Here is a 26,960-nt window from a genome sequence, read left to right on the forward strand (position 1 = left end):
CAATCAGTGAATCACCCAGCTCATCACCCACAACCCCAAGACCAGCCAGATGATCCCGAGGATGATCGAGGCACGCATGAACGCCCGGATGGCCGAGTACAGCAGCATCAGCCCGATGATCAGGGCGAGAATGCTGAGCAACGAGGTATCCATGCCCAAGGTGCGGGCCAGGCCATCGATGAAATTGCCACCGGCGTTGGCCAGCAGATTGAACAAGCCGCTGAATATGTCGACGATGAAGCGTATCAACGAGCCCAGTGCCTGGCCCAGCCACTCGAAAAAACCTTCTACATGCATAGTTGCTTCCTGATGAACGAATCGGCGAGGTTACCGTCCCCAAGCCTTTGGCCATCACCTGGCCAGGTCGGTTCCCGATGCCAAGCTTAACGCGGCCGCGTGGCCGTGCGCGCAGGTTGTTGCGCGTTGCCGTGCCAGGCATGCTGATGGTGCTCGGTCTGTTGTGGCTGGCCGACCGCCTGTGGCCGCTGCCCATGCCTGGCGATGACCTGGCGCGGGTGGTGCTGGCCGAGGATGGCACGCCGTTGTGGCGCTTTGCCGACGCCGATGGCGTGTGGCGTTACCCGGTCAGCCCCGAAGAGGTTTCGCCGTTGTACCTGCAGGCGCTGCTGACCTACGAGGACCGCTGGTTCTACCGCCACCCTGGGGTCAACCCGCTGGCCCTGGCCCGCGCTGCCTGGCTCAACCTGCGCGGCGGGCGGGTGGTGTCGGGCGGCAGCACGCTGTCGATGCAGGTGGCGCGCCTGCTCGACCCGCATGACCGCACCCTGGCTGGCAAGCTGCGCCAGTTGTGGCGTACCGCGCAGCTGGAGTGGCATCTGTCGAAACGCGAGATCCTGCAGATCTACCTCGATCGCGCGCCCTTCGGTGGCACCCTGCAGGGCGTTGCCGCTGCGAGCTGGGCCTACCTGGGCAAGTCGCCCATGCACCTGACCCCGGCAGAAGCGGCGTTGCTGGCCGTGCTGCCGCAGGCACCCAGCCGCCTGCGCCCGGACCGCCACCCCGAACGTGCCCAGCGTGCCCGTGACAAGGTGTTACAACGCCTGGCCGAATACCAGGTATGGCCGGAACGGCAAATCAGCGAGGCAACCGAGGAGCCGTTGGTACTGGCGCCACGCCAGGAGCCGGCCCTGGCGCCGCTGCTGGCGCGGCGCCTGAACAGCGCCGACAGCCCGCCGCTGATCCGCACCACGCTCGACGCCGCGTTGCAGCGGCGCCTTGAAGACCTGCTGCTGGGCTGGCGCGCCCGGCTGCCGGAGCGGACCTCCGCCGCCATCCTGGTGGTCGAGGCGCAGACCATGGCGGTGCGCGCCTACCTGGGGTCGATAGACCTCGCCGACGAGCGCCGGTTCGGGCATGTCGACATGGTGCGCTCGCTGCGTTCGCCAGGCTCCACGCTCAAGCCATTTCTCTACGGCATGGCGCTGGATGACGGCCTGATCCATTCCGGGTCGCTGCTGCAGGATGTGCCGCGGCGCTATGGCGACTACCGCCCCGGCAACTTCTCCATGGGCTTCAGCGGGCCGGTCTCGGCCAGTTCGGCATTGGCGCTTTCGCTCAATCTGCCGGCCGTGCAGTTGCTCGAGGCCTACGGCCCGAAACGCTTCGCCGCGCAGTTGCGCATGGCGGGTATGCCGCTGACCTTGCCGCCCTTGGCCGAGCCCAACCTGTCGTTGATCCTCGGCGGTGCGGGCAGCCGCCTGGAAGACCTGGTGGGTGGCTATGCCGCGTTGGCACGGGGTGGCAACAGTGCGCGGGTGCGCCTGCAACCGCAGGACCCGTTGCTGGAACGGCGCCTGCTGTCACCCGGGGCGGCCTGGATCATCCGGCGCATCCTCAGCGGGCAGGCGCGTCCCGACCGCGACCCGCATGCCGAGCTGGTGCAACGCCCGCAACTGGCCTGGAAGACCGGCACCAGTTACGGCTTCCGCGATGCCTGGTCGATCGGCGTGGGCCCACGCTACCTGATCGGTGTGTGGATTGGCCGACCCGACGGCACGCCAGTGCCCGGGCAGTTCGGCCTGGCCTCGGCGGCGCCGCTGATGCTGCAGGTGCACGACTTGCTGAGCAACCGCGACAGCCAGCGTGGCATCAGTGTACCGGTCGAGCGGGTACCGGCGAATGTCGGCGTGGCGGCGATCTGTTGGCCGCTGGGTCAGCCATTGAACAGACATGACCCCAATTGCCGACGTCAGCGCTTCGCCTGGACGCTGGACGGCACTACACCGCCCACCCTGCAGGCGGCCGACCAGCCGCTCGGCCTGGGCCTGCGTGAAAACGTCTGGGTCAATGACCAAGGGCTACGCGTGGACGGTAGTTGCCCGGGCGCCCAGGCCCGCGACATCGCTTTGTGGCCGGCCCCGCTGGAACCTTGGCTGCCTCGTGTCGAGCGGCGTGCGGCGCGCCTGCCTGCCATCGACCCGGCCTGCCCGCCGCAGGTGCCGGCCAGTGCGCCGCCGCTGTCGATCGTGGGGGTGCGTCCAGGCGACAACCTGCGTCGTCCGGCGACCAGCAGCGAGCCGTTGCAGCTGCATGTGTCGGCGCTGGGTGGCGGCGGCCGGCGCTGGTGGTTCCTCAACGGCCAGCCATTGGGCGAGACCCTGGGCCAGGACAGCTTGCTGGTCCGCTTCCAGCAGGTCGGTCAGGCCGAAATCAGCGCGCTGGATGAAAGCGGCGAGACGGCGCGGGTGGCGTTCCAGGTCAGCGAGTAGTGCTGGACTCAATGAGCGGTGAAGCGCTGGTGGATCGGTGATGAACTGGGCGTCAGCGCCAGCGCCAACTGCGTGCGGTTGTGCATGTGGGTCAGGCGCAGCACCTGCGACACATACAGTTTCACGGTATTTTCGGTAATGCCCAGTTCGCAGGCGATCTGGTAATTGGTCTTGCCCGTGCTCACCAGCCGCGCCACTTCCAGCTGGCGCGGTGACAGCTTCTCGAATGCCGCTGGCAGCTCGCTTTCGTTTTCTTCGACATCGTTGGCACGCCGGTGCACGCCCTGGCCTCGGGCCTTCTCCAGGTCCCGGTACAACTCGTCCACCGATTCGGCCAGCTCCTGCAGGCGTTGGTTCAACCCGCCCAGGTCGCGGAAGCTGCGTTGGCGCTCCAGCACGATCTCTTCCTGCCGGCGCACCCCTTCCAGCAATTCTTCGAAATCCATGGGCTTCTGGTAGTAGTCGGCAAAGCCTTCACGCAGCGCACGGATGACGTCCTGCTTTTCTGCGCGGCCGGTGAGCATGATGGCTTCGAAAATACGTTGCCCGCCCAGTGCCTTCAAGGCACGGACGAGGTCGACACCGTCTCGCCCAGGCATGTGCAGGTCACAGATGACCAGGCCGATGGCCTCGTCGGCCTGATAGTGTTCTATGGCATCATCAGCGCAATGGGCTGGCAGGCAGTGATAACCCTGGGTTTCGAGAAACTCACACAGTTGCTCGACGATCACGGGTTGGTCATCGACCACCAATATTTTCACTTCGCTGAATGCTCTGGACACAATCGACTCCCTGTTCTTATACGGTCCTGCTCCCGGGCCAGACGCTGCGGCAAGGTAAAAATAGACGTGGGGAGCGATTTTGTACAACTTCTGTACAGGTATCGGACCAAGAGATTGCTCATTGGATCCATACAGCAGTCAGAAGAAAACCGCTGAGCACATAGGGGACGAACGCCTGCTTGTCGCCCATTTCCTCGGTCAGGGCCTGCAGGCGCTTTTTCACCTTGGGGTTGAGCAGGGTCCACAGGCGCCGACGGGTGAGCAACCACACCAGCACGCTGACGCCGGCACCGATGAAGGTGCCGAGCACATAGTGCGGGCTGGTGGCCAAGGCCAGGGCACCCATCAGCTTGACGTCATCGGCGCCGAAACGGCCGAGCATGTAGCCGGGCAGGGTCAGCAACATGACGATGGCCAGGGCCCAGCCGGCATCGCTGGGCTCGGCGCCGATCCAGCTGCGGCCAGTGGCGAACAGCCACACCAGGGCGCTGGTTGCCGCGCCCAGGGTCAGCAGGTTGGAGATCTGGCGTTGACGCACATCCTGTTCGGAGCACAAGGCAAGCCACAGCAGGAGAACAATGCTTTGCATTGGCAGGTCGCCTTTCCCAATGTTGAACACAGCTACCCGGTCAGTCAGGTTTCCTTAAGTGAAGATAGACCTGCAGTAGCCGGCTTGCCCGTTCCGGCCATGCATCACTTCCTGCTGCCGGGTGGATAGTTGCCCAGCACCTTGGCCACGGTGCTCCGGATGGCGCTGTTGCGTTCCTCCGGGCTTGGCGGGTAGTTGTTCATGATCTGCTCGGCACTGCCGCGCCAAACCAGCTTGCCGTCACGCCCGTCGAACAGGTCGATCTGGATGGTGGCGACCTTGTAGTCGACGCTGCGGGTTTCGTTGTACATGGGCCCGCCCCAGTAGCCACCCCAGTAGCCGCCCCAGCCACCGCCGTAGTTGGTGGTGATCTGTTGCTGGCGCTGTTCGACGATCAGGTAGGCGCGCACGGCCAGGTCGGGACGCGTGCCACCTTGAACCGGGCGCAGGCCGCGCTGGTCCAGCTGGTCGGCGACCGCCTGGCGAATACGCTGCTCGGTCAGGTCGCTCTTGATTCGTGGGTCGTCGGGGCGATACTGCAGGCCCGGTTCCTGCCATGCCCAGCTGCGGTAGGCGGCAAAATCGCGGCTGGCGTCGAAATCCTGCTGGACGTTATTGCTGGAACAGGCCGCCAGCAGCAACGCGAATGACAGTAGAACGAGACGGCGCAACATGATGGTTCTCCGTTAGGCATTAACTGGGAGGATAGCCGCTGAGCGCCTTGTACACTGAGTTGCGCAAGGCGCTTTCGCGTTCACGCGGCGAGTCCTTGTCGCTGCCGCTTTCGGCGCTGGCACTCCATACCGGCTGGCCGTTGCGGGCGTCGTACAGGTCGATGCGTACCACCATCACCTGCACTTCGTAGGTCCGTACGATGGGCACGCTGGCATAGGCGCCATAACCATTGCGGTAACCGCCGTAGCCGACACCGCCGTAGGGGTACGGGCCGTAATAGGGGTCGTAGGCATCGTAGTCCCGCACCTGGCGCAAGCGTTTTTCCAGGCGTATGTCAGCACTCACCAGCAAGTCGCCAGGGCCGCCCCGGGCGGGGCGCAGGCCATGCTGGTCCAGCGCGCCGCTGACGGCATCGGCCAGTTGCGCCGGGTCGGTATCCGCCGAGCCGCTGGGCAACTGGCCGTTGCGCCAGCTCCAACTGCGGTAGTGCCCATAATCACGCGCAGGCGCCGGGTAGGCACTGGCATCGAAGGTAGTGGCCGCCTGGGCCGGGGCAGGGGGTAACGGGCGGCTGCTGGCCACGTACGGGTTGCTGCCCTGGCAGCCAGCCAAGGCAAGCGGCAGCAGTGCCAGGCACAACAGACGGTACGGCATGTGGTCCTCCGACGGGTTAGTCAGCGGGGGCGGCAAACCCAGTGCAGGTAACGGCCAAGCCCGGCGAAACCGGGATGGCGACGATAGGCCAGTTCCATTTCCAGCAGGTCGAGCAACTCGGCCTTGCCCTGGAATTCCCTGGGCATGTAGTCGTGGAACACCCGCACGCCGCTTTCGCTTTCCACCTGCCACTCAGGATCAAGTTGCGCCCTGAGCTGGCGCGGATCAAGTGGTTTTTGAGGCGTAAGGCTCTGTTTTTCACCTTCCAGCCGGTTGCTGCGCAACTTGCGGAAGTGGCCTTTGAGCAGGTTCCGATAGACCAGCGCGTCTCGGTTGTAGAAAGCCAGCGACAGCCACCCGGAAGGAGCCGTGAGCTGGTGCAACACGGGCAGTATGCTTTCCGGCTCGGCCAGCCATTCGAGCACGGCATGGCACAATACCAGGTCGTAGGGTTCGGTGAGCTGGCCGAGCAGGTCTTGCCAAGGGGCCTGGATGAAGGTGGCCGCCTGGCCTGCTTCGGCAAAGCGTGCCCGGGCGCCATCGAGCATCGGCGCTGCGGGTTCGGCCAGGGTCAGCTGGTGGCCGCGCTGTGCCAGCCACAAGGCCATGTGGCCCAGCCCGGCGCCAATGTCGAGGATACGCAGGGGGCGGTCGGGCAAGGCCTCGGCCAGATCGGCCTGGAGCACGGCCAGGCGGATGGCGCCTTTGGCGCCGCCATAGATCTTCTCGGCAAAACGGGTGGCCAGTTCATCGAAGTGACGGTCGTTCATCGGGCGAAGCGCCTCTCGCTGTCGGCCAGCTTGGCCCGCACCACCTGGTCCATGTCCAGGCCAAGCTCGCTGCACAGCAGCAACAGGTAGAGCACCACGTCACCGATTTCCTGGCCGGCATGGGCCAGCTTGTCGGCGGGTAGCTGGCGCGACTGGTCTTCGCTCAGCCACTGGAAGATTTCCACCAGCTCGGCCATTTCGACACTGGCGGCCATGGCCAGGTTCTTCGGGCTGTGGAAGCCGCGCCAGTCGTTGTTGTCGCGGATGTGGTGCAGCCGTTGGGTGAGTTCTTGCAGGTTCATCGGGGTCTCCTAGTGCTGCATAGCTTCAGCGCAGGCCCGAGGCAAAGCAAGCGTTTCCACCAAGGCAGACGAGGCCGCTCCTACAAGGGTTCCCAGCGCCCGACCATATGCAGCACGTTGCCATGTCCGTCCAGCCGCAGCGTGCCCTGCGGCCCCGCCTCACTGGCACCGAGCACCACCTCGGACGGCAACCGCACCGGCTTGCGGAACCCCACCTCGAAGGCATAGCCACTGTGCGGCAGATGACCACGCAAGGCTGCCATGGCCATGGCCTTGCTCCACATGCCATGGGCAATGGCCGTGGGAAAGCCGAACAGTCGCGCGCTGGCGGCACTGAGGTGGATCGGGTTGTAATCCCCGCAGACCTTGGCATAACGCCGGCCGATATCGCTGTCAGCGTACCAGCGGGTCGCCTCCGGCAACCCAGCCGGTTCGTCCTCGACCGGCACATCCGCCTCGCTTTCGAGCTTGAGCCCACGCACCAGCATGCGGCTGCTCTCGCGCCAGAGCAGGCCGATGCCGTCTTCGGCTTCGGTGACCAGGTCGAAGGTGGCGCCCTTGGCGTGGGGTTGCAGGTTGTCCGTATACACCGCAAAGCGCAGCGCTTCGACAGCGCCGAGCGGGCGCAGCACTTCGATGCGATTATGCAGGTGCACCAGGCCCAGCAGCGGGAAGGGGAAATCGTCGGCGGTCATCAATTGCAACTGCAAGGTGAACGCCATCACGTGAGGGTAAGCCGCCGGCAGCCGGCCATCGTCGGCGAAATGGCACAGCCGCCGATAGGCCGCCAGGTTGTCCGGCTGGACGTGGATGAGGCTGCGCAGGCCATCGCCCGGCAGGCGGTCACCGCTGATCTTGCGCTTGCTGGCGGCGCGCAGGTACAGGCTGGCGCGCGAAGCCGGGCTGTGCAGGTCGTGCCAGTGTCGGCTCATGTTCAGGCTCCCATCAAAGCCTGGCCGCAAACGCGCAGCACCTGGCCGTTGATCGCCCCGGAGCCGGGCTGGCTGAGCCAGGCGATGGCCTCGGCGACGTCCTGCGGGCGACCGCCCTGGCCCAGCGAACTCAAGCGTCGCCCGGCCTCGCGCAGGCCCATGGGCATGACGGCGGTCATGTGGGTTTCGATGAACCCGGGGGCCACGGCATTGATGCTGCCGCCACGCTCGGCAAGGCGCGGCGCCCAGGCCTGGGCCAGGCCGATCAACCCGGCCTTGCTGGCGGCATAGTTGGCCTGCCCGCGGTTGCCGGCGATGCCGCTGACCGAAGCCAGCAGGGTGATGCGCGCGTTCTCACCCAGGGCGCCGTGCTCATGCAGCGCCTGGGTCAGTACCTGCGGTGCCTTGAGGTTCACTGCCAGCACCGCATCCCAGTACTCCGGGGTCATGTTGGCCAGGGTCTTGTCGCGAGTGATGCCGGCATTGTGCACCACGATGTCGATGCCGTCCGGCAGGGCTGCGAGCAAGCGGCTCGCCGCGTCACCCGCGCAGATATCCAGCGCCAGCGCCTTGCCCCCCAGGCGCGCGGCCAGGGCGTCGAGGTCCTGGCTGGCCTGCGGTACATCCAGCAACAGCACGTCGGCGCCGTCCCGTGCCAGGGTTTCGGCAATCGCAGCGCCGATGCCGCGTGCGGCGCCGGTCACCAGCGCACGGCGGCCCGCCAGCGGCCGGGTCCAGTCCTCGACCTGGCTGGCGCAGGCTTCCAGGCGCAGCACCTGGCCGGAAATGAAGGCGCTTTTCGGCGCGAGGAAAAAACGCAGTGCGCCTTCCAGCTGGTGGTCTGCGCCGGGGGCGACATACAGCAGCTGGGCGGTCGCGCCATTGCGCAGTTCTTTGGCCAGCGAGCGGCTGAAGCCTTCCAGGGCCCGTTGTGCAATGCTGGCCAGCGGGTCATCGAGACTTTCCGGCGCGCGCCCCAGCAACACCACGTGGGCGCAAGGCGCCAGGCTGCGCAGCAGTGGCTGGAAAAACTCGCGCAACTGCTTCAATGCATCGCTGTCGGACAAATGCGTGGCGTCGAACACCACCGCCTTGATTTTCGGCCCCAGGCCGGCCACCCAGGGCTCGGCCTGGAGGGCGTCGGTGTTGAAGCTGTAAAGCGTGTCGGTCAGGCGCGGCGCAAGCGTTTCGACCTGGCTCGCCAGGGGCCCGCCACCCAACACCAGGGCACCCTCGACCGGGCGCAGGCGGCCGGCCTGCCAACGCTCCAGCGGAGCCGGGTGCGGCAGGCCAAGGGCATCCACAAGACGGCGGCCAAGGTTGGAATTGGCAAAGCCGAGGTAGCGATCGCTCATGAGTGGTCTCCCGGAAGGCAAGCTTGAAAGTGTGGACCAAGTTTGTGCCAAGGTCGTTCGAATGCGGTAAAAACACCTAGGCTGTACGGATCAAATTGTTTCAGGAGGAATCAGCGCATGCGTTCACCTCGCCGGGTCGCGATCCTGGGCGGCAACCGAATTCCCTTCGCCCGCTCAAATGGTGCCTACGCCACGGCCAGCAACCAGGCAATGCTGACAGCCACGCTCGAGGGGTTGATCGAGCGCTACCGCCTGCATGGGCTGCGCATGGGCGAAGTGGTCGCTGGTACGGTACTCAAGCACTCGCGCGACATGAACCTGACCCGTGAATGCGTGCTGGGTTCGCGCCTGTCACCGCATACGCCGGCCTATGACATTCAGCAAGCCTGTGGCACCGGGCTGGAGGCGGCGCTGCTGGTGGCCAACAAGATTGCCCTGGGGCAGATCGACTGCGGCATTGCCGGTGGCGTGGACACTACCTCCGATGCCCCGATTGCGGTCAACGAAGGCTTGCGCCACATCCTGCTGCAGGCCAACCGTGGCAAAAGCCTGGGTGAACGGCTCAAGCCGCTGCTCAAGCTGCGCCCCCACCATCTGAAACCCGAGTTGCCGCGCAATGGCGAGCCGCGTACCGGCTTGTCGATGGGCGAGCACTGCGAACGCATGGCCCAGTCCTGGCACATCGGCCGTGCCGAGCAGGACCAGCTGGCGTTGCTCAGCCACCAGCGGCTGGCCGCTGCATACGCCGAAGGCTGGCAGGATGACCTGCTGACCCCGTTCCTGGCGTTGACCCGCGACAACAACCTGCGCCCCGACCTGAGCCTTGAACAACTGGCCAGGCTCAAGCCGGCCTTCGACCGCAGCGGCCAGGGCACGCTGACGGCCGGTAACTCCACAGCGCTCACCGACGGTGCTTCGCTGGTGCTGTTGGGCACTGAGGAGTGGGCGGCGCAGCAAGGGCTGTCGGTGCTGGCGTATCTGGTCGATGGCGAAACGGCTGCGGTGGATTTCGTCACTGGCCGCGAGGGGCTGCTGATGGCGCCGGTGTATGCGGTACCGCGCCTGCTGGCGCGTAACGGGTTGAGCTTGCAGGATTTTGACTATTACGAAATCCACGAAGCCTTTGCAGCCCAGGTGCTGTGTACGCTGAAGGCCTGGGAGGATGCCGATTATTGCCGTCAGCGGTTGGGGCTGGATGCACCGCTCGGGGCAATCGAGCGCAGCAAGCTCAACGTCAAGGGCAGTTCGTTGGCGGCCGGGCATCCGTTCGCGGCGACCGGTGGGCGGATTCTGGCCAACCTGGCGAAGCTGCTGGCGCAGGCGGGTCAAGGACGAGGGCTGATTTCGATCTGTGCCGCGGGCGGGCAGGGGGTGACGGTCATCGTCGAGCGGTGAACGAGCTGTTAGGCTTGTCTGCTCGGAACTACAAGAAGCCGCCATGCCGACCATCGGACAACCCCGTGCCATCCCGGCGCTGGCTCGCCTGCCCAGGCCTTTGTATGCCCGCGCCGAAAGCCTTGGCGCTGGCTCCTGGACCACTCGTCACCAGCACGACTGGGTGCAATTTTCCTACGCCATCAGCGGTGTTCTAGGCGTCTATACCCAAGAAGGCAGCTACTTCGCCCCGCCTCAGTGGGGGGTGTGGATACCTGCCGATGCCGAACATGAAGTGGTCACCTCGATGCAGGCCGAAATGCGCAGCCTGTATGTGCGCCGTGACGCCTGCGCGTGGGCACCGGAGCGATGCCGGGTGCTGGAGGTGACACCGTTGGCGCGCGAACTGATCAAGCAGTTCTGTCTGTTCCCGGCAGATTACCCGGAAGGCGACAGCGCCGAAGCGCGGTTGGTGGCGGTGCTGCTCGACCAGTTGCGCACGCTACCCGAGGTGGGCTTCTCACTGCCGTTACCGCGCCATCCGGGGTTGCTGGCATTGTGCAACGGCTTGATCGCTGCCCCGGAGCAGCCGCAGACATTGCAGCAATGGGCGCGCCGCCTGGGCTGTTCGGAAAAGACCCTGATGCGGCTGTTCCAACGGGAAACGGGTTTGAGTTTTCGTAACTGGCGCCAGCGCATGCGGCTGTTGTCATCGCTGGCGTTGCTGGAGGCGGGGGAGAATGTGACCGAGGCGGCGTTGGGCTGTGGCTATGATTCCACTTCAGCCTACATTGCGGCGTTCAAGCAGTTGTTCGGTGCGACACCGGGTGAGTTGAAACTCTGATTGTCGGTCGCCGGTACTGACTGCTCGCGGGTGATTCCGCTAAGCAGCCAGTGCCGGCAAGGCATCAGGTGCGGAACCTGCGCACCAGCGCATCCAGTTCGTTGGACAACCCGGCCAGGCTCTCCGAATCCACCCGCGCCGCCTGGGCCAGTTCGGCGACCAGCTGCGCATCCCCGTGAATCTGGCTGATGTGCCGGTTGATGTCCTCGGCGACCTGATGCTGCTCCTCGGCCGCCGTGGCAATCTGGGTGTTCATGTCACGGATCACGTCCACCGATTCGCGAATCTGCCCGAAGCTGTCACGGGCCATGCCGATGCGGCTTACCGATTGTTGCGACACTTCCAGGCTGGCGTGCATTTGCGCGGCCACTTCGGCGGTGCGGCTGGCCAGGTTGCCAAGCAGGCCGTCGATCTCGGCGGTGGAATCGGCGGTGCGCTTGGCCAGCGCCCGCACTTCGTCGGCGACCACGGCAAAGCCGCGGCCCTGCTCACCGGCGCGGGCCGCCTCGATGGCGGCGTTGAGGGCCAGCAGGTTGGTCTGTTCGGCAATTGAGCGGATGGTACCCAGGATTGACTGGATGGCATTGCTGTCGCGCTCCAGTTGCTGGATCGACTGCGCCGACTGCTCGATCTCCTGGCTCAGGCGGTCGACGCTGTGCACCGCTGCGTCGATCTGCTGCTGGCCTTCACGGGCCTGCTGCTGGCCGCTGTCGGCCGATTGTGCCGCCTGGCTGCAGGAGCGCGCCACTTCGTTGGCAGTGGCGACCATTTCGTGGAAAGCGGTAGAGACCATGTCCACGGCTTCGCGTTGGCGGCCCGCTGCTTCGGCCATGTCGCTGGACACACGGGTCGAACTGGTCGATGTGCTGAGAATCTTGCCGGCTGCGGCCCCGATGTGCTGGATGAGGCTGCGAATGGCGCCGAGGAACTGGTTGAACCAGCTGGCCAGTTGTGCGGTTTCGTCGCGGCCGCGAATTTCCAGGTTGCGGGTCAGGTCACCTTCACCTTGGGCAATGTCTTCCAGGCCGCTGGTGACACTGTTGATCGGCCGCACGATCAGCTTGGCGAAAGTCGCCCCTACCACGGCGAACAGCGCCGCCAGTACCAGCGCGACGATGCCGATCAGCCAGGTCAGGCGGGTGGTGGTCTGCATCACTTCGCTTTGCTCGATCAGGCCGATCAAGGTCCAGCCCAGCTGTTCATCCGGGTAGATGTTGGCCATGTAGCGCACGCCACCAAGCTCCACTTCGGCCAACCCCTTGCCATGCTTGGCCAGCTCGGCGTAGCCGTCGCCAAAACTCGCCAGCTGCTTGAAATTGTGCTTGGCGTCACGCGGGTCGACCAGCACGTTGCCGTTGTTTTCCACCAGCAGCACGTAGCCGCTGTCGCCCAGCTTGATCTGCTGCACGATCTCGGTAAGCCCTTTGAGCGAGACGTCGACGTTGACCACGCCGCCGGGGTTGCCCAGCTGGTTGGCCACGGTACGCACAGTACTGACCAGCACGGCGTCGTCAGGTGCCCAGTAGTAGGCTTCGGTGCGCAGGGTCTTGCCAGGGTTGGCCATGGCCAACTGGTACCAGGGGCGGGTGCGTGGGTCGTAATTGACGAACTTCTGCCCGGCCGGCCAGCCGACGTAACCACCGTCATTCACCCCGTAGGACAGGTAAGCATAGGCGGGGTGCGAGGTAGCCAGGCGGGTCATGAACTCCAACAGTTTGCTGGCCTGGTCGCCCAGTTCATAGGATGGGGTCGCGCTCATGTACTTGTTCAGTTCGCTACCAGTGGCGGCGACCAGTGGCTGCGATGCCATGTACTCGACGTTCTGGTTGATACCCTGGAAGAAGATGTTCATCGCGTTGCTGACCTGGCGGATCTCCCGGCTGCTGCCGTCCAGGAACCCGTCGCGTGCCTCGCCACGCAGGTTGAGGACCACCAAGGTGGCCACCAGGACGATGGGCAAGCCGGCAATGACCGCGAATGCCCAAGTCAGTTTCTGTTTGATGCTCATCGACGCCCCCGGTTTTTATTGTTGCTACTCGAAGCAGGTAATAACTGCATCGGCAGCGTCCGGGTTTAATGTAGGAAAAATACCCGTGTTTATGGGGCTATGTCGCGGTTGGTGTCTATTCGGTCGTGTCTGACGTATATGGCATACCAAAGCGCCGGTATTCAGTGACAACAGCTGCCTGCAGCGCCATTTGCCAGGTCTCTGAGGATCGGACAATCCGGGCGGTCGTCGCCATGGCAGTGCGAAACCAGCTCGCCAAGGGTGTCACGCAGGCTCACCAGCTCCTCGATACGCCGGTTCAGCTCATCGATGTGTTGCAGGGCCAGCGCTTTCACATCGGCGCTGGCGCGCTGGCGGTCCTGCCACAAGGTCAGCAGCTTGCCGACCTCCTCGAGAGAAAAACCCAGGTCGCGGGAGCGCTTGATGAATGCCAGGCTGTGCAAGTCTTCCGCCTGGTACAGGCGGTAGCCGCTGTCGCTGCGCGTGGCGGGCTTGAGCAGGCCGATGGACTCGTAGTAACGGATCATCTTGGTACTGAGCCCGCTGCGCCGGGCGGCCTGGCCGATATTCATGAAGCCTCCTGGGTATCACGGGTGGGTTTCCAGGCCTTCAGCCACAAAGCGTTGCTCACCACGCTGACGCTGGACAGGGCCATGGCGGCGCCCGCCAGTACCGGGTTGAGGTAACCCAGCGCGGCCAGCGGGATGCCGATGAGGTTATAGATGAACGCCCAGAACAGGTTCTGGCGGATCTTCGCGTAGGTCTTGCGGCTGATCTCCAGTGCGGCTGGCACCAGGCGCGGGTCACCACGCATCAGGGTAATGCCGGCGGCCTGCATGGCCACGTCGGTGCCGCCGCCCATGGCAATGCCGATATCGGCGGCGGCCAGCGCCGGCGCATCGTTGATGCCGTCGCCGACCATGGCGACCACGCCGTCGCGCTTCAAGGCAGCCACGGTCGCCGCCTTGTCGGCCGGCAGCACTTCGGCATGCACATCGTCGATGCCCAGCGCGTCGGCCACCACCTTGGCACTACCGCGGTTGTCGCCGGTCAGCAGGTGGCTACTGATGGCTTGTGCATGCAGCTTCTCGATCGCCTGCGCGGCGCCGGGCTTGAGGCTGTCACCAAAGGCGAACAGGCCCAGCACACGGGGCTGGGTGCCACGTTCGATCAACCACGACAGGGTGCGCCCTTCGGCTTCCCAGGCCTGGGCCCGGGTGGCCAGGTCACCGGCTGGCAGGGCGCTTTCGTCGAGCAGCCGGCGGTTGCCAAGAGCCAGCTCGCGGCCTTCCACGCGCCCGGCGATGCCACGTCCGGCCAGCGCCTGGCTGTCGCTGACGCTGGGTAGCTCCAACCCTTGTTCGGCACAGGCGGCCAGCACCGCCTTGGCCAGCGGGTGTTCGCTGCCACGCTGCAGGGCGCCAGCCAGGCGGTGCAGGTCGGCGCTGCTGCCTGCCTGCGCCTGGCTGTGCACTACCCGAGGGCTGCCGGAGGTGAGGGTGCCGGTCTTGTCGAACACCACGCGGCTGACCGCATGAGCACGCTCCAGGGCTTCAGCGTCCTTGATCAGGATGCCGTGGCGGGCGGCGACCCCGGTGCCGGCCATGATCGCGGCAGGGGTGGCCAGGCCGAGGGCGCAGGGGCAGGCGATGACCAGCACGGCAACAGCATTGATCAATGCTGTTTCCAGTGACGCACCGGCCAGCCACCAGCCGACCAGGGTTATCAGTGCCAGCACCAGCACGGCCGGGACGAACACCTGGCTGACCCGGTCGACCAGCTTCTGGATCGGGGCCTTGGCGGCCTGGGCGTCTTCCACCAGGCGGATGATGCGTGCCAGCACGGTCTCGGTGCCGAGCGCCTGGGTGCGTACCAGTAACCGGCCTTCACCATTGATAGCACCGCCGGTGACGCTGTCGCCAGGCTGCTTGGGTACTGGCAGGCTTTCGCCACTGATCAATGCTTCATCGGCATGGCTGCTGCCGTCCTCGACCCTGCCGTCGACCGGGAAGCGCTCGCCAGGCTTGACCAGCACCAGGTCGCCGAGGCGAAGCTGGGCGATGGCTACCTCTTCTTCCCTGCCATCGACTACGCGCACCGCACGTTCCGGGCGCAGGGCTTCGAGGGCGCGGATGGCGCTGGCGGTCTGGCGTTTGGCACGGCTTTCCAGGTACTTGCCCAGCAGCACCAGGGCAATCACCACGGCCGAGGCTTCGAAATAAAGGTGCGGCGCCATGCCCGCCGGAGCCTGCGCCCATTGGTACAGGCTCAGGCCGTAGCCGGCACTGGTACCCAGCGCCACCAGCAGGTCCATGTTGCCAGCGCCGGCACGCACGGCCTTCCAGGCCGCCACGTAGAAACGGGCGCCGAGCACGAACTGCACAGGCGTGGCCAGCACGAACTGCACCCAGGCAGGTAGCATCCAGTGCACACCAAAAGGTTGCAGCAGCATGGGCAGCACCAGCGGCAATGCCAGCAACAGGGCCGCAGCAACGGCCAGGCGTTCATTGCGCAAGCGCCGTCGGGCGACAGCTTGGTCGTCCCTGGCCGTGTGCGGCAGGCTGGCGCTGTAGCCGGCCTTCTGCACCGCGTCGATCAGCAGGTTGTCGTCGACGGTCGGGAGCACTGCGAGGTGTGCCCGTTCGCTGGCCAGGTTGACACTGACCTGCTCCACACCTGGCAGCTTGGCGAGAGCACGCTCCACACGCCCGACGCAACTGGCGCAGGTCATGCCGCCAATCTGCAGTTCGAGGGCGCGGGTGGGCACGCTGTAGCCGGCGTCGCGTACGGCATTGACCAGGGCCGGCAGGCTGTTGGCCGGGGCCTGGACCCGCGCCTGTTCGGTGGCAAGGTTGACACTGACCTGCTCGGCGCCGGTGACCTTGCGCAGGGCGCGCTCGACCCGACCAACACAGCTGGCGCAGGTCATGCCGGTGATCGGCAGGTCATAAATGGTAGATGCGGGCATGGGCTCTCCTCCTTGGGCATGCCGCCAGCATCAACCTTGCCACGCGGGTAAGGTCAATAGCCCAGGCCGGCTCGTTGCAACTCCAGTCCATGTTGCCCCATGGCGATGCGGTATTTGTTGATCTGGCCCGCTTGCAGGTTCAATCGTGTGCTGCGTTGGTCCTCGATACCCGGCGCGCAGCCCGGCATTTGCCCAGGCAGTACGCGCAGGCGCACGTCCACCGGGCCTGCTGGCAGGTTGAACGAGGTGGACTGCTCCTGGAATACGCGTCCGGAGAGCTGGTCGTTGAGATAGATGCCGATTTCGCAGCTGGTGGCCACTTCCAGGCGCTCGCGGGAAATGATCAGTACGCTGTAGTCCGCGTTGCCCTCGGCGCTGGCCGGTGGCACCGCAGACAGCGTGCTCAACAGCCCGACGACGCCCAATACTGCCCTGAACATGAAGAATCTCCTGCTTGCCTGATCATCAAAGGCGCAGCTTGGCCGACGCGCGCGCGGATTTCCACCCCGGCAGTTGTCGGCAGGACTTGACCTTGCCCCGGTGGCAAGCTTGAGACTGACGAAAACTGAAGGAGGTAACCCCCATGCAAGTGTTCAATGTACAAGGCATGACCTGTGGCCACTGTGTGAAAGCCGTGACTCGGGCCGTGCAGGAGCAGGATGCGGCGGCCGAGGTGGAAGTCGACCTGGTGGCCAGGCAGGTACGGGTGCAGAGCGAGCTGGCGCAGGAGCAGATCCTCAGCGCCATTCGGGAAGAAGGCTATCAAGCCGAAGTGGCGTGATCGGGCCCATGCTGGAGGTTGCGGGAGTGCCTTTCGTCGCGATGGACCGCTCCTGCACGGGCCGCTTTGAACAGGCCAGATTGTTGCAAATGTTTTCGTACTGATGGGGTGCATAGCAGGTAGAATCAATTACTTGCTTAGCCTGCTATGGATTCCTGATGAACCTGCGAATGGTGCTCATCCTGGGTGCACTCAGTGCGTTCGGGCCGTTGGCGATCGACTTCTACCTGCCCGCCTTCCCGGCCATGGCGCAGGCGTTCGCCACCGATGAAAAACACGTCCAGACCACCTTGGCCGCCTATTTCCTCGGCTTGTCCATCGGCCAACTGGCCTACGGTCCGGTGGCTGACCGCTTTGGTCGGCGTAAACCGCTGATGTTCGGCGTAACCCTGTTCACCCTGGCGTCGCTGGCCTGTGCCTATGCTCCCAACCTCGACACCCTGGTGCTGGCGCGCTTTGTCCAGGCACTGGGCGGTTGCGCCGGCATGGTGCTGTCGCGGGCCATCGTCAGTGACAAGTGCGACCCGGTGGCCTCGGCCAAGGTCTTTTCGCAATTGATGCTGGTCATGGGCCTGGCGCCGATCCTGGCGCCCATGCTGGGCGGTGTGCTGGTCAACATGGCCGGCTGGCAATCGATCTTCCTCGCCCTGAGCCTGTTCAGTGCCGGTTGCCTGCTGGCAGTCGGCCTGGGCCTGCCGGAAAGCTTGCCCGAGCATATGCCGCGCCAGCCACTGTCTGGCGCCCTGCGCCAATACCTGCGCCTGTTCGCTGACCGGGTGTTCCTCGGCCATGCCCTGACCGGTGGGATAGCGATTGCCGGCATGTTTGCCTACATAGCCGGTTCACCTTTCGTGTTCATCAAGCTCTACGGCGTACCGGCCGAGCATTATGGCTGGTTGTTCGGCACCAACGCTGCCGGTTTCATCCTCGTGGCGCAGGTGAATGCCCGTTTGCTGGCCAAACGTGGGCCGGCATTCCTGCTGGCGCGGGCGGTCTGGCTGTACCTGGCGGCTGGCCTGGTGCTGCTGGGCGTGGCGGCGCTGCACCCGGCGCAGTTGTGGCCGCTGCTGGTGCCATTGTTCATCTGCATCGCCAGCCTCGGCTGCATCATCCCCAACGCGTCGGCCTGCGCCATGAGCGGGCAGGGCGCGCGGGCCGGCAGTGCCTCGGCGCTGATGGGCTGTCTGCAGTTCAGTGTCGCTGCCGGCGCGGCGGCGCTGGTCGGCTTGCTGCATGACGGCAGTGCGGTACCGATGGCGTTGGTAATCGGCTTGTGCGGCGCACTGGTCGTCAGTGTCGCGCTGTTGACCCGGCGCTTGCAGGCCACGGTTCCCGCATGAGCGGGTGAGGTGCCTGGAGGCGGGTTTCCAGGGTGGCGACGAAGGCACGCGCTTCGGCCTCGCTGCGGAAACTGACCACGTGCTGATCGAGTTGGACCTGCCACGGGCAGGCCGGGTTTCGACTCGACGGACTGACGACAATTTTCATCGCGGCATACCTCCACAGGGAAACAGCCGCTGTAGTGTAGCGCTGCCCCTTCCGCCTGCCATGACCTGCAACAGCGTCCTGACTGACGGTTGGGCAGGCTGGTTCGCCAGTCCTTTTTCACCTTGGGGCGCAACGCCCATGAGCCCGTGGAACCTTCGCTTTGGGTTGCGTTATTTGTGGAAGGCAACTGTCGGGCACATCCGAAGTTGTGTCTGGTGTTTCTACCGTGGGAACTCCCTGACCAGCAGGGTGTGCGAGCCGGCTGTTTCAGCGCGCGGCTTGGGGTGGATGTGCAGGTTTGTTCACGGTTCGCCATGGGTACCCCTACCCAGTTGTTTTCGGGGGAGGTGCCGCCGCGGCAGGGCTGCCTGAGTGGCGTTTTTTGCGGCTTATACTGGCGAACCAGGCCAGTGCCAGCGAGAGGCGCTTCCCTGCCAGGGTTGGCCATCGCATCCACACAGTGAACTTGCAGGGAGTTACAGGGACATGAACGCAGCCAGCAGTATCAGCCAGATCGCCAGCCTGATGGCCGACCCCAAGCGCAGTGCCATGTTGTGGGCATTGATCGATGGCACACCACGTTTGGCCAAAGAGCTTGCGGTGATGACCGGCCTTACCTCGTCATCGGCCTGCGCGCACCTTTCCCTGTTGTCGTCTGCCGGCTTGCTCCGGCATGAAGCGCGGGGCCGCAAACGCTATTTTCGCTTGGCGACGCCGCAGGTCGGGGCCGCAGTGGAGGCGCTGGCCAGTGTCCAGCTGGAAAGTGCCAAGGGGACGCAGGCCAAGGCACCGGTGGCTACCTTGCCAATGTCGGTACGCCGGGCGCGCCGCTGTGGTGATCATCTGGGCGGGGAGCTGGCCAGTGAGCTGTATCACCGCCTGGTGGTCGCCGGTTGGTTGGAGGGCAGTGGTCGACAGCTGATGGTCAGCGGTGAAGGGCGGGCGCAGTTGGCGCTGGTGGGGGTCTATATCGATGCGCTGGCGCCCCACCAGCAACGTGGCTGTGTAATTTGCCACTGCACCGAGCGCAACGACCAGGGGCCGCATCTGGGTGGCGTGTTGGGGCAGGCCTTGTTCAGGCTGTTCCTTCAATCCGGCTGGATGCGCGAGGCCGAAGACACACGGGCTTTGCATATTTCAGCGCTGGGCATCCAGCAGATCAATCGCATTGCCCGCGTGCCGACGTTGCAGGTCGGTTGACCGCAACGCCGCCATTCATTCAGACCAACCGCGCATCCAGGCTGTTCTGGGCCAGGCGACGGGCCTGGGTTTCGCTCATGCCCAAGTCGGTATACAAGGCGTGGAAGTTTTCGGTGACGTAGCCACCGAAGTACGCCGGGTCGTCCGAGTTGACCGTCACTTTTACGCCGCGCTCGAGCATGTCGAGGATGTTGTGCTGGCTCATGTGGTCGAACACACAGAGCTTGGTGTTCGACAGCGGGCACACCGTGAGCGGGATCTGCTCGTCGATGATGCGCTGCATCAGGCGCTCGTCCTCGATAGCGCGCACGCCGTGGTCGATGCGCTTGACCTGCAACAGGTCCAGGGCCTCCCAGATGTACTCGGGTGGGCCTTCTTCACCGGCGTGGGCGACGGCGACGAAGCCTTCGCTGCGAGCGCGGTCGAACACTCGCTGGAACTTGCTGGGCGGGTGGCCCATTTCCGAGCTGTCCAGGCCAACGGCGATGAACGCTTCGCGGAACGGCAATGCCTGGTCGAGGGTTTTCTGGGCTTCGTCTTCGCTGAGGTGGCGCAGGAAGCTGAGGATCAGGCCACTGCTGATGCCCAGTTGCTTGCGGCCATCCTTGAGCGCCTGGTCGATGCCATTGAGCACCACTTCGAAGGGGATACCGCGGTCGGTGTGGGTTTGCGGGTCGAAGAACGGTTCGGTGTGGATGACGTTCTGTGCCTTGCAGCGTTGCAGGTAGGCCCAGGTCAGGTCGTAGAAGTCCTGCTCGGTGCGCAGCACGTCGGCACCCTGGTAATACAGGTCGAGGAATTCCTGCAGGTTGTTGAAGGCATAGGCAGCACGCAAGGTTTCCACGTCGGCCCACGGCAAGGCGATCTTGTTGCGCTCGGCCAGGGCGAACAGCAACTCGGGCTCCAGCGAGCCTTCCAGGTGCAGGTGCAGTTCGGCCTTGGGCAGGGCGTTCAACCAGTCATACATAGTGGGTCATCTCGATCAGGTACGGTTGCCGCCATTCTACAGGGCCTGGCCGGGCAATGTGCCCGGCCAGATTGCAAGCTGGTGAGTCACCAGACCAGGGGTTCGCCCTTGTAGTTGATGAAACGCAGGCCGCCGTGTCCGCTCTGGGCCTTGATCTGCTCGAGCATGCCGCGGGTGCTGGTCAGCACATCGATCTCGGCGTTTTCGCCGCCCATGTCGGTCTTTACCCAACCCGGGTGCATGGCCAGTACACACAGGTCAGGGCGTTGCTGTTCGACGACGAAGCTGTTGATCATCGAGTTGAGCGCTGCCTTGCTGGCCTTGTACAGGCAGATTTCGCCGCCGTCGGGGATGGTCACGCTACCCAGGATCGAGCTCATGAAGGCCAGCACGCCGCTACCTTCCCGCACCTGGCCGACCAGGCGGCGGGCCACGCGGATCGGTGCCACGGCGTTGGTCATGAACAACTCACCGAGGTCCTGGGTCTGTACCGTTTCCAGGTCTTGTGGCAGGGGCCCCATGACACCGGCGTTGACGAAGACCAGGTCGAACACCTGGCCTTGCAGACGCTGCTTGAGGCCATCCAGCTGGGCTGTGTCGTTCATTTCCAACTGTTCGATACGCACGCCGGGCACATCGGCAAGCGCCCCAGGCTGCTGCGGGTTGCGTACGGTGGCGGTAACGTTCCAGCCGTCCTCATGCAGGCGTTGCACCAGGCCAAGGCCCAGGCCGCGCGAGGCGCCAATGATGAGGGCCGATCTTGAAGAAGCCATGGAATCACTCCTTTATCAAAGCAAAGAAAAGGTAATGAGCATACGTCACAGTGGGCACTGGCGCCTGTCTGCCGAGTGTATAAAAAGTGAGCAGTCGTTTCGGAGCCGTGCATGGCTTGGCCCTGGGCCTGTTGGCGCACGGGTTATCCACAGGCTGTTCCACAGTTATTGTGCGCAAGGCGCATGGCGTAGCTGAATTTTGTGGCGTTCCGTTGGGGATAACGCTTGGGTAAACAGCGGTCTGCGTTCAGTACAATCGCTGATCAAAATATGATCAATAGCATGCAGGGCTTGAAAACACTGGCTTGCAAGCGAATGCCCCAAGCTTATCCACAGGCCGGCCCACAGTTGTTGTGGGCATGTTCAGCGCGCTTCGAGCAGAATGCGCCCGCGGCTCAGGTCGGCCAGTTGCTGCTGCAAAGACTCCAGGTGGGCATCGCCGAGGGCAATCACCAAGTCAACACCGTTGGCAGTGAATTGCTCGTCAAGGACCAACCCGTCAACCTCTGCCAGGCGCAACTTCACCAGCGCCAGTTCACTGAAACCACAGCTGCAGGCGAATTCGCTGCGCTGCACCAGCAGCCGCTTGGGGGCCTGTTGCAGGCACTTGTTGGCACCGCCACCGTAGGCCCTGGCCAGGCCACCAGTGCCCAGCTGGATACCGCCGTACCAGCGGATCACCAGCACCACCACCTGGTCGCACTCCTGCGCTTCGATTGCAGCCAGGATCGGTCGCCCGGCGGTGCCCCCCGGTTCGCCGTCATCACTGCTGCGGTACTGGGCGCCAAGCTTCCAGGCCCAGCAGTTGTGAGTCGCGGCCAGGTCGCTGTGGCGCTCGATGAAACTCATCGCTTCGGCGGCACTGCTGATGGGGCCGGCGAGGGTGATGAAACGGCTTTTGCGAATTTCCTCGCGGTATTCGCACAGGTCGAGCAGGGTAGAGGGCATAGATGACGGTCAGGCAGCCGGCTTGATGCCGCAGCCTTTCAGGATGATGTGGATAAGGTTGTTGCTGGCGTCTTCCATGTCCTGCTTGGTCAGGCGGCTGCGGCCGGTAACCTGGCAGATCTGGGTGGCGAAGTCGGCGTAGTGCTGGGTACTGCCCCAGAGCAGGAAGATCAGGTGCACCGGGTCGACTGGGTCCATCTTGCCGGCTTCGATCCAGGCCTGGAATACCGCGGCACGGCCGCGGAACCATTCGCGGTAGTCGGCACTGAAGTATTCGGTCAGGCAGGTGCCGCCGCTGATCACTTCCATGGCGAAGATGCGCGAGGCTTGCGGGTTGCGCCGGGAGAATTCCATCTTGGTGCGGATGTACTGGCTCAGGGCTTCGGCCGGGTCGTCATCGACGCTCAAGGCGTTGAAGGTACTGTCCCACAACTCGATGATGTTGCTGAGCACGGCGATGTACAGGCCCAGCTTGTTGGTGAAGTAGTAATGCAGGTTGGCCTTGGGCAACCCCGCCTTGAGGGCGATGGTGTTCATGCTGGTGCCCTTGAAGCCGTGGCGGGCGAACTCGTCTTCGGCGGCCTGGATGATGGCCTGTTCGTTTTTCTGGCGAATGCGGCCCGCGGGTTTGCCCGAGGTGGCGAGGCGATGCGCAGGGACTTCTAGGGTCATGGACGATTCCGTACGGGTCAATGGCTGCGGCTGTCGGACAAGATTACCTGCCTGCGCCGAAGTGACAAGCGTTTGCGGCAAAGACTGGCATCAGCGTGTCGCAGCCAGGCTCTCGAGGAAGCTTTCCAGCACCAGGTTGGGCCGCCGCCCCTTGCGTGTTACCCAACTCAGGCTCAGGTCATAGAAGCGCTGCCGGGGTTTAAGCGCACGCAAGCGGCCTTGCTGTACCCAGAACGTGGCGTAGTGGTCAGGCAGGTAGCCGATATAGCGCCCGGTAAGGATGAGAAACGCCATGCCCTCGCGGTCCGAAGCACTCGCCGTGCAGTTCAGGGCCTGATAGTGCGCCTGGATCTCGGCCGGCAGGCGGAAGGTAGGGGCGATGGCTTCCTGGCTGTTGAGGCGGTCGTCATCTATCTGCTGGTCATCGGCATAGAACAGCGGATGGCCGACGGCGCAATACAGCAGCGAGCGTTCGCTGTACAACGGCTGGTACTCCAGGCCCGACAGCGGGCTGGTCTGCGGCACCACGCCGACGTGCAGGCTACCGTCGAGCACGCCGTGTTCGACCTGGCTGGGCGCGATCATGCGGATCTGGATGCGTACATCGGGGCCACGGTCCTTGAGTTCGGCCAAGGCATGGGTGATGCGCATGTGCGGCAAGGTGACCAGGTTGTCGGTCAGGCCAATGTTCAGCTCACCACGCAAATGCTGGTGCAGGCCATTGACTTCGGTGCGGAAAGTTTCCAGGGCGCTGAGCAGTTGCAGGGCCGAATGGTAGACCTCGCGGCCTTCCTCGGTCAGCGAGAACCCGGCGCGACCGCGCTGGCACAGGCGCAGGCCCAGACGTTGCTCCAGGTCGTTCATTTGCTGGCTGATAGCCGAGCGACCAATGCCCAGCACGTTCTCGGCAGCCGAGAAGCCTCCGCACTCGACAACGCTGCGGTAGATCTTCAGCAGGCGGATGTCGAAATCGCTGACCTGGGCGAGTGGGTCGGGGCGTCTGCTCATCAGTTTAGCGGGGGCCTGTCTGAAGGTTAGAAATGTTGGCTTTTTCAGACTTTATCGCCGTGCCACTTTAGCTGCAACAACATCCATCGTTGCCTAGTCGTCTTCCGAGGAACCGCCGATGAACATGCCCGAAATCGCTACCGCCGGTATCGCCAGCCAGCTCAAGCTGGATGCCCACTGGATGCCCTACACCGCCAACCGTAACTTCCAGCGCGACCCACGCCTGATCGTGGCGGCCGAAGGCAATCACCTGGTCGATGACAAGGGGCGCAGGGTCTTCGATGCGCTGTCGGGGCTGTGGACATGTGGCGCAGGGCATACCCGCAAGGAGATCACCGAGGCGGTAGCACGTCAGGTCGGCACCCTGGACTACTCTCCGGCCTTCCAGTTCGGCCACCCGCTGTCGTTCCAGCTGGCCGAGAAGATCACCGAGCTGACCCCGGGCGACCTGAACCACGTGTTCTACACCAACTCCGGTTCCGAGTGCGCCGACACCGCATTGAAGATGGTGCGCGCCTACTGGCGCCTGAAAGGCCAGGCGACCAAGACCAAGATCATCGGCCGTGCCCGCGGCTACCACGGCGTGAACATCGCCGGCACCAGCCTGGGGGGCGTCAACGGTAACCGCAAGCTGTTCGGCCAGTTGCTGGATGTCGATCATCTGCCTCACACCGTGCTGCCGGTGAACGCCTTCTCCAAGGGCTTGCCGGAAGAGGGTGGCATCGCCCTGGCCGAGGAAATGCTCAAGCTGATCGAACTGCACGATGCGTCCAACATCGCTGCCGTGATCGTCGAGCCACTGGCGGGTTCCGCCGGCGTACTGCCGCCGCCCAAGGGTTACCTGAAGCGCCTGCGCGAAATCTGCACCCAGCACAACATCCTGCTGATCTTCGACGAAGTGATTACCGGTTTTGGCCGCATGGGCGCAATGACCGGTGCCGAAGCCTTCGGCGTGACCCCGGACCTGATGTGCATCGCCAAGCAGGTAACCAACGGCGCCATCCCGATGGGCGCGGTTATCGCCAGTAGCGAGATCTACCAGACCTTCATGAACCAGCCGACCCCGGAATACGCCGTGGAATTCCCGCATGGCTACACCTACTCGGCCCACCCGGTGGCTTGTGCCGCCGGTATCGCGGCACTGGACCTGCTGCAGAAGGAAAACCTGGTGCAGTCGGCTGCCGAGCTGGCGCCGCACTTCGAGAAGCTGCTGCACGGCGTGAAAGGCACGAAGAACATCGTCGATATCCGCAACTACGGCCTGGCCGGTGCCATCCAGATCGCTGCCCGCGATGGTGATGCCATTGTTCGTCCGTACGAAGCGGCGATGAAGCTGTGGCAGGCCGGCTTCTATGTGCGCTTTGGTGGCGACACCCTGCAGTTCGGCCCAACCTTCAACACCACGCCGCAGCAACTGGACCGCCTGTTCGACGCCGTGGGCGAGACCTTGAACCTGATCGACTGATCTGTCCGATTCTGAGGCCTGGCACGCGAGCAGTTCGCGCGCCTGGCTCAACCTTCTTTATCTGGAGTTTTGCATGAGCATTGTTCAGCACCTGATCCACGGCGAACTGGTTACCAAGGGTGAACGCAGCGCCGATGTCTTCAACCCGTCCACTGGCCAGGCTGTGCGCAAGGTCGAGCTGGCCAGCCGCGCAACCGTGCAGCAGGCGATCGACTCGGCCAAGGCAGCCTTCCCGGCGTGGCGCAACACCCCACCGGCCAAGCGCGCCCAGGTCATGTTCCGCTTCAAGCAGCTGCTGGAGCAGAACGAAGCCCGCATTGCGCAGATGATCAGCGAAGAACACGGCAAGACCCTGGAAGACGCTGCCGGCGAACTGAAGCGTGGCATAGAGAATGTCGAGTTCGCCTGTGCAGCGCCAGAAGTGCTGAAAGGCGAGTACAGCCGCAACGTCGGCCCCAACATCGACGCCTGGTCCGACTTCCAGCCGCTGGGTGTGGTTGCCGGTATCACCCCGTTCAACTTCCCGGCCATGGTGCCGCTGTGGATGTACCCGCTGGCCATCGCCTGCGGTAACGCGTTCATCCTCAAGCCTTCCGAGCGGGACCCGAGTTCGACCCTGTACATCGCCCAACTGCTGCATGAAGCTGGCCTGCCGAACGGCATCCTCAACGTGGTGCATGGTGACAAGGAAGCGGTGGATGCGCTGATCGAAGCGCCGGAGGTGAAGGCCCTGAGCTTCGTCGGTTCGACCCCGATCGCCGAGTACATCTATGCCGAGGGCACCAAGCGTGGCAAGCGCGTGCAAGCCCTGGGTGGCGCCAAGAACCACGCAGTGCTGATGCCCGATGCCGACCTGGACAATGCGGTCAGCGCGCTGATGGGCGCGGCCTATGGTTCTTGCGGCGAGCGTTGCATGGCCATTTCGGTAGCGGTGTGCGTGGGTGATCAGGTGGCCGATGCGCTGATTGCCAAGCTCGAACCGCAGATCAAGGCATTGAAGATCGGTGCTGGCACCTCGTGCGGCCTGGACATGGGACCGCTGGTGACTGCTGCCGCTCGCGACAAGGTGGTGGGCTACATCGATGAGGGGGTTGCTGCCGGCGCCAGGCTGGTGGTGGATGGTCGTGGTTACCGAGTGGCCGGTAATGAGGATGGCTATTTCGTAGGTGGTACGCTGTTCGACAACGTGACGCCGGAGATGCGCATCTACAAGGAAGAGATCTTCGGCCCGGTACTGTGCGTGGTGCGCGTCAACAGCCTGGAACAGGCCATGCAGCTGATCAACGACCACGAATATGGCAATGGCACTTGCATCTTCACCCGTGACGGTGAAGCGGCGCGCCTGTTCTGCGACGAGATCGAAGTGGGCATGGTCGGTGTGAACGTACCGTTGCCGGTGCCGGTGGCCTACCACAGCTTCGGTGGCTGGAAGCGCTCGCTGTTCGGTGACCTGCATGCCTATGGCCCGGACGGGGTGCGTTTCTATACTCGTCGCAAGGCGATTACCCAGCGTTGGCCGCAGCGGGCCAGCCATGAGGCTTCGCAGTTTGCCTTCCCTAGTTTGTAAATAATGAACAGGAAGCGGGGAGGCCGTCAGGCCTCCCCGCTTGTTTTTCAGGAACGTTAAAGTTTCTTGAAATTAAAGGTTGACGCGATTTCGAATGCCCTTATAATGC

27 protein-coding genes and 1 pseudogene are annotated in these 26,960 nt (G+C 64.2%); 8 read left to right on the forward strand and 20 right to left on the reverse strand.

What is annotated here, in order from left to right; all coding sequences use genetic code 11:
- Positions 1-3 precede the first annotated feature (3 nt).
- Complete coding sequence (locus B4L76_RS24080) at positions 4-297, reverse strand: hypothetical protein (protein ID WP_186678853.1); 294 nt, start codon at positions 295-297, stop codon at positions 4-6.
- A 77-nt stretch (positions 298-374) separates the two neighbouring features.
- Here B4L76_RS24080 and pbpC point away from each other — a divergent pair, with 77 nt between their 5' ends.
- A complete protein-coding gene (gene pbpC, locus B4L76_RS24085) occupies positions 375-2,729 on the forward strand; it encodes a peptidoglycan glycosyltransferase PbpC (protein ID WP_296235534.1) in 2,355 nt (784 codons plus the stop codon).
- 8 nt (positions 2,730-2,737) lie between these two features.
- Here the strand turns inward: pbpC and B4L76_RS24090 are convergent, their stop codons facing one another.
- From B4L76_RS24090 to B4L76_RS24125, 8 genes are all read right to left on the reverse strand, one after another.
- Positions 2,738-3,511: a response regulator transcription factor gene (locus B4L76_RS24090; RefSeq protein ID WP_296235535.1), complete on the reverse strand. Its 774-nt coding sequence runs from the start codon at positions 3,509-3,511 to the stop codon at positions 2,738-2,740.
- Positions 3,512-3,629: 118 nt separating this feature from the next.
- The gene (locus tag B4L76_RS24095; RefSeq protein WP_296235536.1) at positions 3,630-4,100 is read right to left on the reverse strand and encodes an A24 family peptidase; all 471 of its coding nucleotides are present in this window, start codon (positions 4,098-4,100) and stop codon (positions 3,630-3,632) included.
- A 104-nt stretch (positions 4,101-4,204) separates the two neighbouring features.
- Positions 4,205-4,774 carry a DUF4136 domain-containing protein gene (locus B4L76_RS24100; RefSeq protein WP_296235537.1) on the reverse strand — a complete coding sequence of 190 codons (570 nt, stop codon included), beginning with the start codon at positions 4,772-4,774 and terminating at the stop codon, positions 4,205-4,207.
- A gap of 19 nt (positions 4,775-4,793) precedes the next feature.
- Entirely contained in the window at positions 4,794-5,429 is a 636-nt protein-coding gene (locus B4L76_RS24105; RefSeq protein WP_296235538.1) for a DUF4136 domain-containing protein, read from the reverse strand.
- Positions 5,430-5,449: 20 nt separating this feature from the next.
- Positions 5,450-6,199: a methyltransferase domain-containing protein gene (locus B4L76_RS24110; protein ID WP_296235539.1), complete on the reverse strand. Its 750-nt coding sequence runs from the start codon at positions 6,197-6,199 to the stop codon at positions 5,450-5,452.
- Complete coding sequence (locus B4L76_RS24115) at positions 6,196-6,501, reverse strand: MazG-like family protein (protein WP_296235540.1); 306 nt, start codon at positions 6,499-6,501, stop codon at positions 6,196-6,198. The genes B4L76_RS24110 and B4L76_RS24115 overlap by 4 nt, the downstream gene beginning before the upstream one ends.
- Positions 6,502-6,581: 80 nt before the next feature.
- Positions 6,582-7,433, reverse strand: a complete 852-nt coding sequence (locus tag B4L76_RS24120; RefSeq protein ID WP_296235541.1) for a MaoC family dehydratase — start codon at positions 7,431-7,433, stop codon at positions 6,582-6,584.
- Positions 7,434-7,435: 2 nt separating this feature from the next.
- On the reverse strand, positions 7,436-8,788 hold the full coding sequence (locus B4L76_RS24125) for a 3-oxoacyl-ACP reductase (protein ID WP_296235542.1): 1,353 nt from the start codon (positions 8,786-8,788) through the stop codon (positions 7,436-7,438).
- Positions 8,789-8,905: 117 nt separating this feature from the next.
- Between B4L76_RS24125 and B4L76_RS24130 the strand changes: the two genes are divergently transcribed.
- Both B4L76_RS24130 and B4L76_RS24135 read left to right on the forward strand, forming a co-directional pair.
- The gene (locus B4L76_RS24130) at positions 8,906-10,183 is read left to right on the forward strand and encodes an acetyl-CoA C-acetyltransferase (protein WP_296235543.1); all 1,278 of its coding nucleotides are present in this window, start codon (positions 8,906-8,908) and stop codon (positions 10,181-10,183) included.
- Positions 10,184-10,226: 43 nt separating this feature from the next.
- The gene (locus B4L76_RS24135; RefSeq protein WP_296235544.1) at positions 10,227-11,006 is read left to right on the forward strand and encodes an AraC family transcriptional regulator; all 780 of its coding nucleotides are present in this window, start codon (positions 10,227-10,229) and stop codon (positions 11,004-11,006) included.
- A gap of 64 nt (positions 11,007-11,070) precedes the next feature.
- Here the strand turns inward: B4L76_RS24135 and B4L76_RS24470 are convergent, their stop codons facing one another.
- From B4L76_RS24470 to B4L76_RS24155, 5 genes and pseudogenes are all read right to left on the reverse strand, one after another.
- A complete protein-coding gene (locus tag B4L76_RS24470) occupies positions 11,071-11,838 on the reverse strand; it encodes a methyl-accepting chemotaxis protein (RefSeq protein ID WP_372241560.1) in 768 nt (255 codons plus the stop codon).
- 90 nt (positions 11,839-11,928) lie between these two features.
- Positions 11,929-13,014, reverse strand: a pseudogene (locus tag B4L76_RS24475) (HAMP domain-containing protein); the annotation flags it as partial.
- A gap of 161 nt (positions 13,015-13,175) precedes the next feature.
- Positions 13,176-13,586: a Cu(I)-responsive transcriptional regulator gene (gene cueR, locus B4L76_RS24145; RefSeq protein ID WP_296235546.1), complete on the reverse strand. Its 411-nt coding sequence runs from the start codon at positions 13,584-13,586 to the stop codon at positions 13,176-13,178.
- Entirely contained in the window at positions 13,583-15,982 is a 2,400-nt protein-coding gene (locus B4L76_RS24150; RefSeq protein ID WP_296235547.1) for a heavy metal translocating P-type ATPase, read from the reverse strand. Before B4L76_RS24150 ends, cueR begins: the two co-directional genes overlap by 4 nt.
- A gap of 53 nt (positions 15,983-16,035) precedes the next feature.
- Positions 16,036-16,422 (reverse strand): hypothetical protein, encoded by a 387-nt coding sequence (locus tag B4L76_RS24155; protein WP_296235548.1) that lies wholly within the window; start codon positions 16,420-16,422, stop codon positions 16,036-16,038.
- 143 nt (positions 16,423-16,565) lie between these two features.
- Between B4L76_RS24155 and B4L76_RS24160 the strand changes: the two genes are divergently transcribed.
- Both B4L76_RS24160 and B4L76_RS24165 read left to right on the forward strand, forming a co-directional pair.
- Positions 16,566-16,763, forward strand: coding sequence for a heavy-metal-associated domain-containing protein (locus tag B4L76_RS24160; RefSeq protein ID WP_296235549.1), 198 nt, complete (start codon positions 16,566-16,568; stop codon positions 16,761-16,763).
- A gap of 158 nt (positions 16,764-16,921) precedes the next feature.
- Complete coding sequence (locus tag B4L76_RS24165) at positions 16,922-18,103, forward strand: multidrug effflux MFS transporter (protein WP_296235550.1); 1,182 nt, start codon at positions 16,922-16,924, stop codon at positions 18,101-18,103.
- Here B4L76_RS24165 and B4L76_RS24170 read toward each other — a convergent pair.
- Complete coding sequence (locus tag B4L76_RS24170; RefSeq protein WP_296235551.1) at positions 18,054-18,251, reverse strand: hypothetical protein; 198 nt, start codon at positions 18,249-18,251, stop codon at positions 18,054-18,056. The genes B4L76_RS24165 and B4L76_RS24170 overlap by 50 nt on opposite strands.
- 486 nt (positions 18,252-18,737) lie before the next feature.
- Here B4L76_RS24170 and B4L76_RS24175 point away from each other — a divergent pair, with 486 nt between their 5' ends.
- Entirely contained in the window at positions 18,738-19,451 is a 714-nt protein-coding gene (locus B4L76_RS24175; RefSeq protein ID WP_296235552.1) for an ArsR/SmtB family transcription factor, read from the forward strand.
- Between the two features lie 19 nt (positions 19,452-19,470).
- Here B4L76_RS24175 and B4L76_RS24180 read toward each other — a convergent pair whose 3' ends face one another.
- From B4L76_RS24180 to B4L76_RS24200, 5 genes are all read right to left on the reverse strand, one after another.
- Entirely contained in the window at positions 19,471-20,418 is a 948-nt protein-coding gene (locus tag B4L76_RS24180; RefSeq protein WP_296235553.1) for an adenosine deaminase, read from the reverse strand.
- Between the two features lie 86 nt (positions 20,419-20,504).
- Positions 20,505-21,191: an SDR family oxidoreductase gene (locus tag B4L76_RS24185; protein ID WP_296235554.1), complete on the reverse strand. Its 687-nt coding sequence runs from the start codon at positions 21,189-21,191 to the stop codon at positions 20,505-20,507.
- A gap of 363 nt (positions 21,192-21,554) precedes the next feature.
- Positions 21,555-22,139 carry an IMPACT family protein gene (locus B4L76_RS24190; RefSeq protein ID WP_296235555.1) on the reverse strand — a complete coding sequence of 195 codons (585 nt, stop codon included), beginning with the start codon at positions 22,137-22,139 and terminating at the stop codon, positions 21,555-21,557.
- Between the two features lie 9 nt (positions 22,140-22,148).
- The gene (locus B4L76_RS24195) at positions 22,149-22,811 is read right to left on the reverse strand and encodes a TetR/AcrR family transcriptional regulator (protein ID WP_170028128.1); all 663 of its coding nucleotides are present in this window, start codon (positions 22,809-22,811) and stop codon (positions 22,149-22,151) included.
- 90 nt (positions 22,812-22,901) lie between these two features.
- The gene (locus tag B4L76_RS24200; protein ID WP_296235560.1) at positions 22,902-23,822 is read right to left on the reverse strand and encodes a LysR family transcriptional regulator; all 921 of its coding nucleotides are present in this window, start codon (positions 23,820-23,822) and stop codon (positions 22,902-22,904) included.
- 115 nt (positions 23,823-23,937) lie between these two features.
- Here B4L76_RS24200 and B4L76_RS24205 point away from each other — a divergent pair, with 115 nt between their 5' ends.
- Together B4L76_RS24205 and B4L76_RS24210 are read left to right on the forward strand one after the other, a co-directional pair.
- The gene (locus tag B4L76_RS24205; protein WP_296235556.1) at positions 23,938-25,284 is read left to right on the forward strand and encodes an aspartate aminotransferase family protein; all 1,347 of its coding nucleotides are present in this window, start codon (positions 23,938-23,940) and stop codon (positions 25,282-25,284) included.
- A gap of 73 nt (positions 25,285-25,357) precedes the next feature.
- Entirely contained in the window at positions 25,358-26,851 is a 1,494-nt protein-coding gene (locus B4L76_RS24210) for a CoA-acylating methylmalonate-semialdehyde dehydrogenase (protein WP_296235557.1), read from the forward strand.
- The last annotated feature ends 109 nt before the right edge of the window (positions 26,852-26,960 follow it).

Origin of the sequence: Pseudomonas sp. UBA4617 (assembly GCF_002386445.1) — a bacterium.
Classification (GTDB): Bacteria; Pseudomonadota; Gammaproteobacteria; order Pseudomonadales; family Pseudomonadaceae; genus Aquipseudomonas.

Coding starts and splice junctions, on each gene's coding strand:
- B4L76_RS24080 (WP_186678853.1), bottom strand. CDS start 297: ATGCATGTAGAAGGTTTTTTCGAGTGGCTGGGCCAGGCACTGGGCTCG.
- B4L76_RS24095 (WP_296235536.1), bottom strand. CDS start 4,100: ATGCAAAGCATTGTTCTCCTGCTGTGGCTTGCCTTGTGCTCCGAACAG.
- B4L76_RS24135 (WP_296235544.1), top strand. CDS start 10,227: ATGCCGACCATCGGACAACCCCGTGCCATCCCGGCGCTGGCTCGCCTG.
- B4L76_RS24195 (WP_170028128.1), bottom strand. CDS start 22,811: ATGACCCTAGAAGTCCCTGCGCATCGCCTCGCCACCTCGGGCAAACCC.
- B4L76_RS24105 (WP_296235538.1), bottom strand. CDS start 5,429: ATGCCGTACCGTCTGTTGTGCCTGGCACTGCTGCCGCTTGCCTTGGCT.
- B4L76_RS24190 (WP_296235555.1), bottom strand. CDS start 22,139: ATGCCCTCTACCCTGCTCGACCTGTGCGAATACCGCGAGGAAATTCGC.
- B4L76_RS24160 (WP_296235549.1), top strand. CDS start 16,566: ATGCAAGTGTTCAATGTACAAGGCATGACCTGTGGCCACTGTGTGAAA.
- B4L76_RS24470 (WP_372241560.1), bottom strand. CDS start 11,838: ATGGCCGAAGCAGCGGGCCGCCAACGCGAAGCCGTGGACATGGTCTCT.
- B4L76_RS24155 (WP_296235548.1), bottom strand. CDS start 16,422: ATGTTCAGGGCAGTATTGGGCGTCGTCGGGCTGTTGAGCACGCTGTCT.
- B4L76_RS24130 (WP_296235543.1), top strand. CDS start 8,906: ATGCGTTCACCTCGCCGGGTCGCGATCCTGGGCGGCAACCGAATTCCC.
- B4L76_RS24120 (WP_296235541.1), bottom strand. CDS start 7,433: ATGAGCCGACACTGGCACGACCTGCACAGCCCGGCTTCGCGCGCCAGC.
- pbpC (WP_296235534.1), top strand. CDS start 375: ATGCCAAGCTTAACGCGGCCGCGTGGCCGTGCGCGCAGGTTGTTGCGC.
- B4L76_RS24125 (WP_296235542.1), bottom strand. CDS start 8,788: ATGAGCGATCGCTACCTCGGCTTTGCCAATTCCAACCTTGGCCGCCGT.
- B4L76_RS24115 (WP_296235540.1), bottom strand. CDS start 6,501: ATGAACCTGCAAGAACTCACCCAACGGCTGCACCACATCCGCGACAAC.
- B4L76_RS24165 (WP_296235550.1), top strand. CDS start 16,922: ATGAACCTGCGAATGGTGCTCATCCTGGGTGCACTCAGTGCGTTCGGG.
- B4L76_RS24100 (WP_296235537.1), bottom strand. CDS start 4,774: ATGTTGCGCCGTCTCGTTCTACTGTCATTCGCGTTGCTGCTGGCGGCC.
- B4L76_RS24210 (WP_296235557.1), top strand. CDS start 25,358: ATGAGCATTGTTCAGCACCTGATCCACGGCGAACTGGTTACCAAGGGT.
- B4L76_RS24110 (WP_296235539.1), bottom strand. CDS start 6,199: ATGAACGACCGTCACTTCGATGAACTGGCCACCCGTTTTGCCGAGAAG.
- B4L76_RS24170 (WP_296235551.1), bottom strand. CDS start 18,251: ATGAAAATTGTCGTCAGTCCGTCGAGTCGAAACCCGGCCTGCCCGTGG.
- B4L76_RS24180 (WP_296235553.1), bottom strand. CDS start 20,418: ATGTATGACTGGTTGAACGCCCTGCCCAAGGCCGAACTGCACCTGCAC.
- B4L76_RS24150 (WP_296235547.1), bottom strand. CDS start 15,982: ATGCCCGCATCTACCATTTATGACCTGCCGATCACCGGCATGACCTGC.
- B4L76_RS24185 (WP_296235554.1), bottom strand. CDS start 21,191: ATGGCTTCTTCAAGATCGGCCCTCATCATTGGCGCCTCGCGCGGCCTG.
- B4L76_RS24205 (WP_296235556.1), top strand. CDS start 23,938: ATGAACATGCCCGAAATCGCTACCGCCGGTATCGCCAGCCAGCTCAAG.
- B4L76_RS24175 (WP_296235552.1), top strand. CDS start 18,738: ATGAACGCAGCCAGCAGTATCAGCCAGATCGCCAGCCTGATGGCCGAC.
- cueR (WP_296235546.1), bottom strand. CDS start 13,586: ATGAATATCGGCCAGGCCGCCCGGCGCAGCGGGCTCAGTACCAAGATG.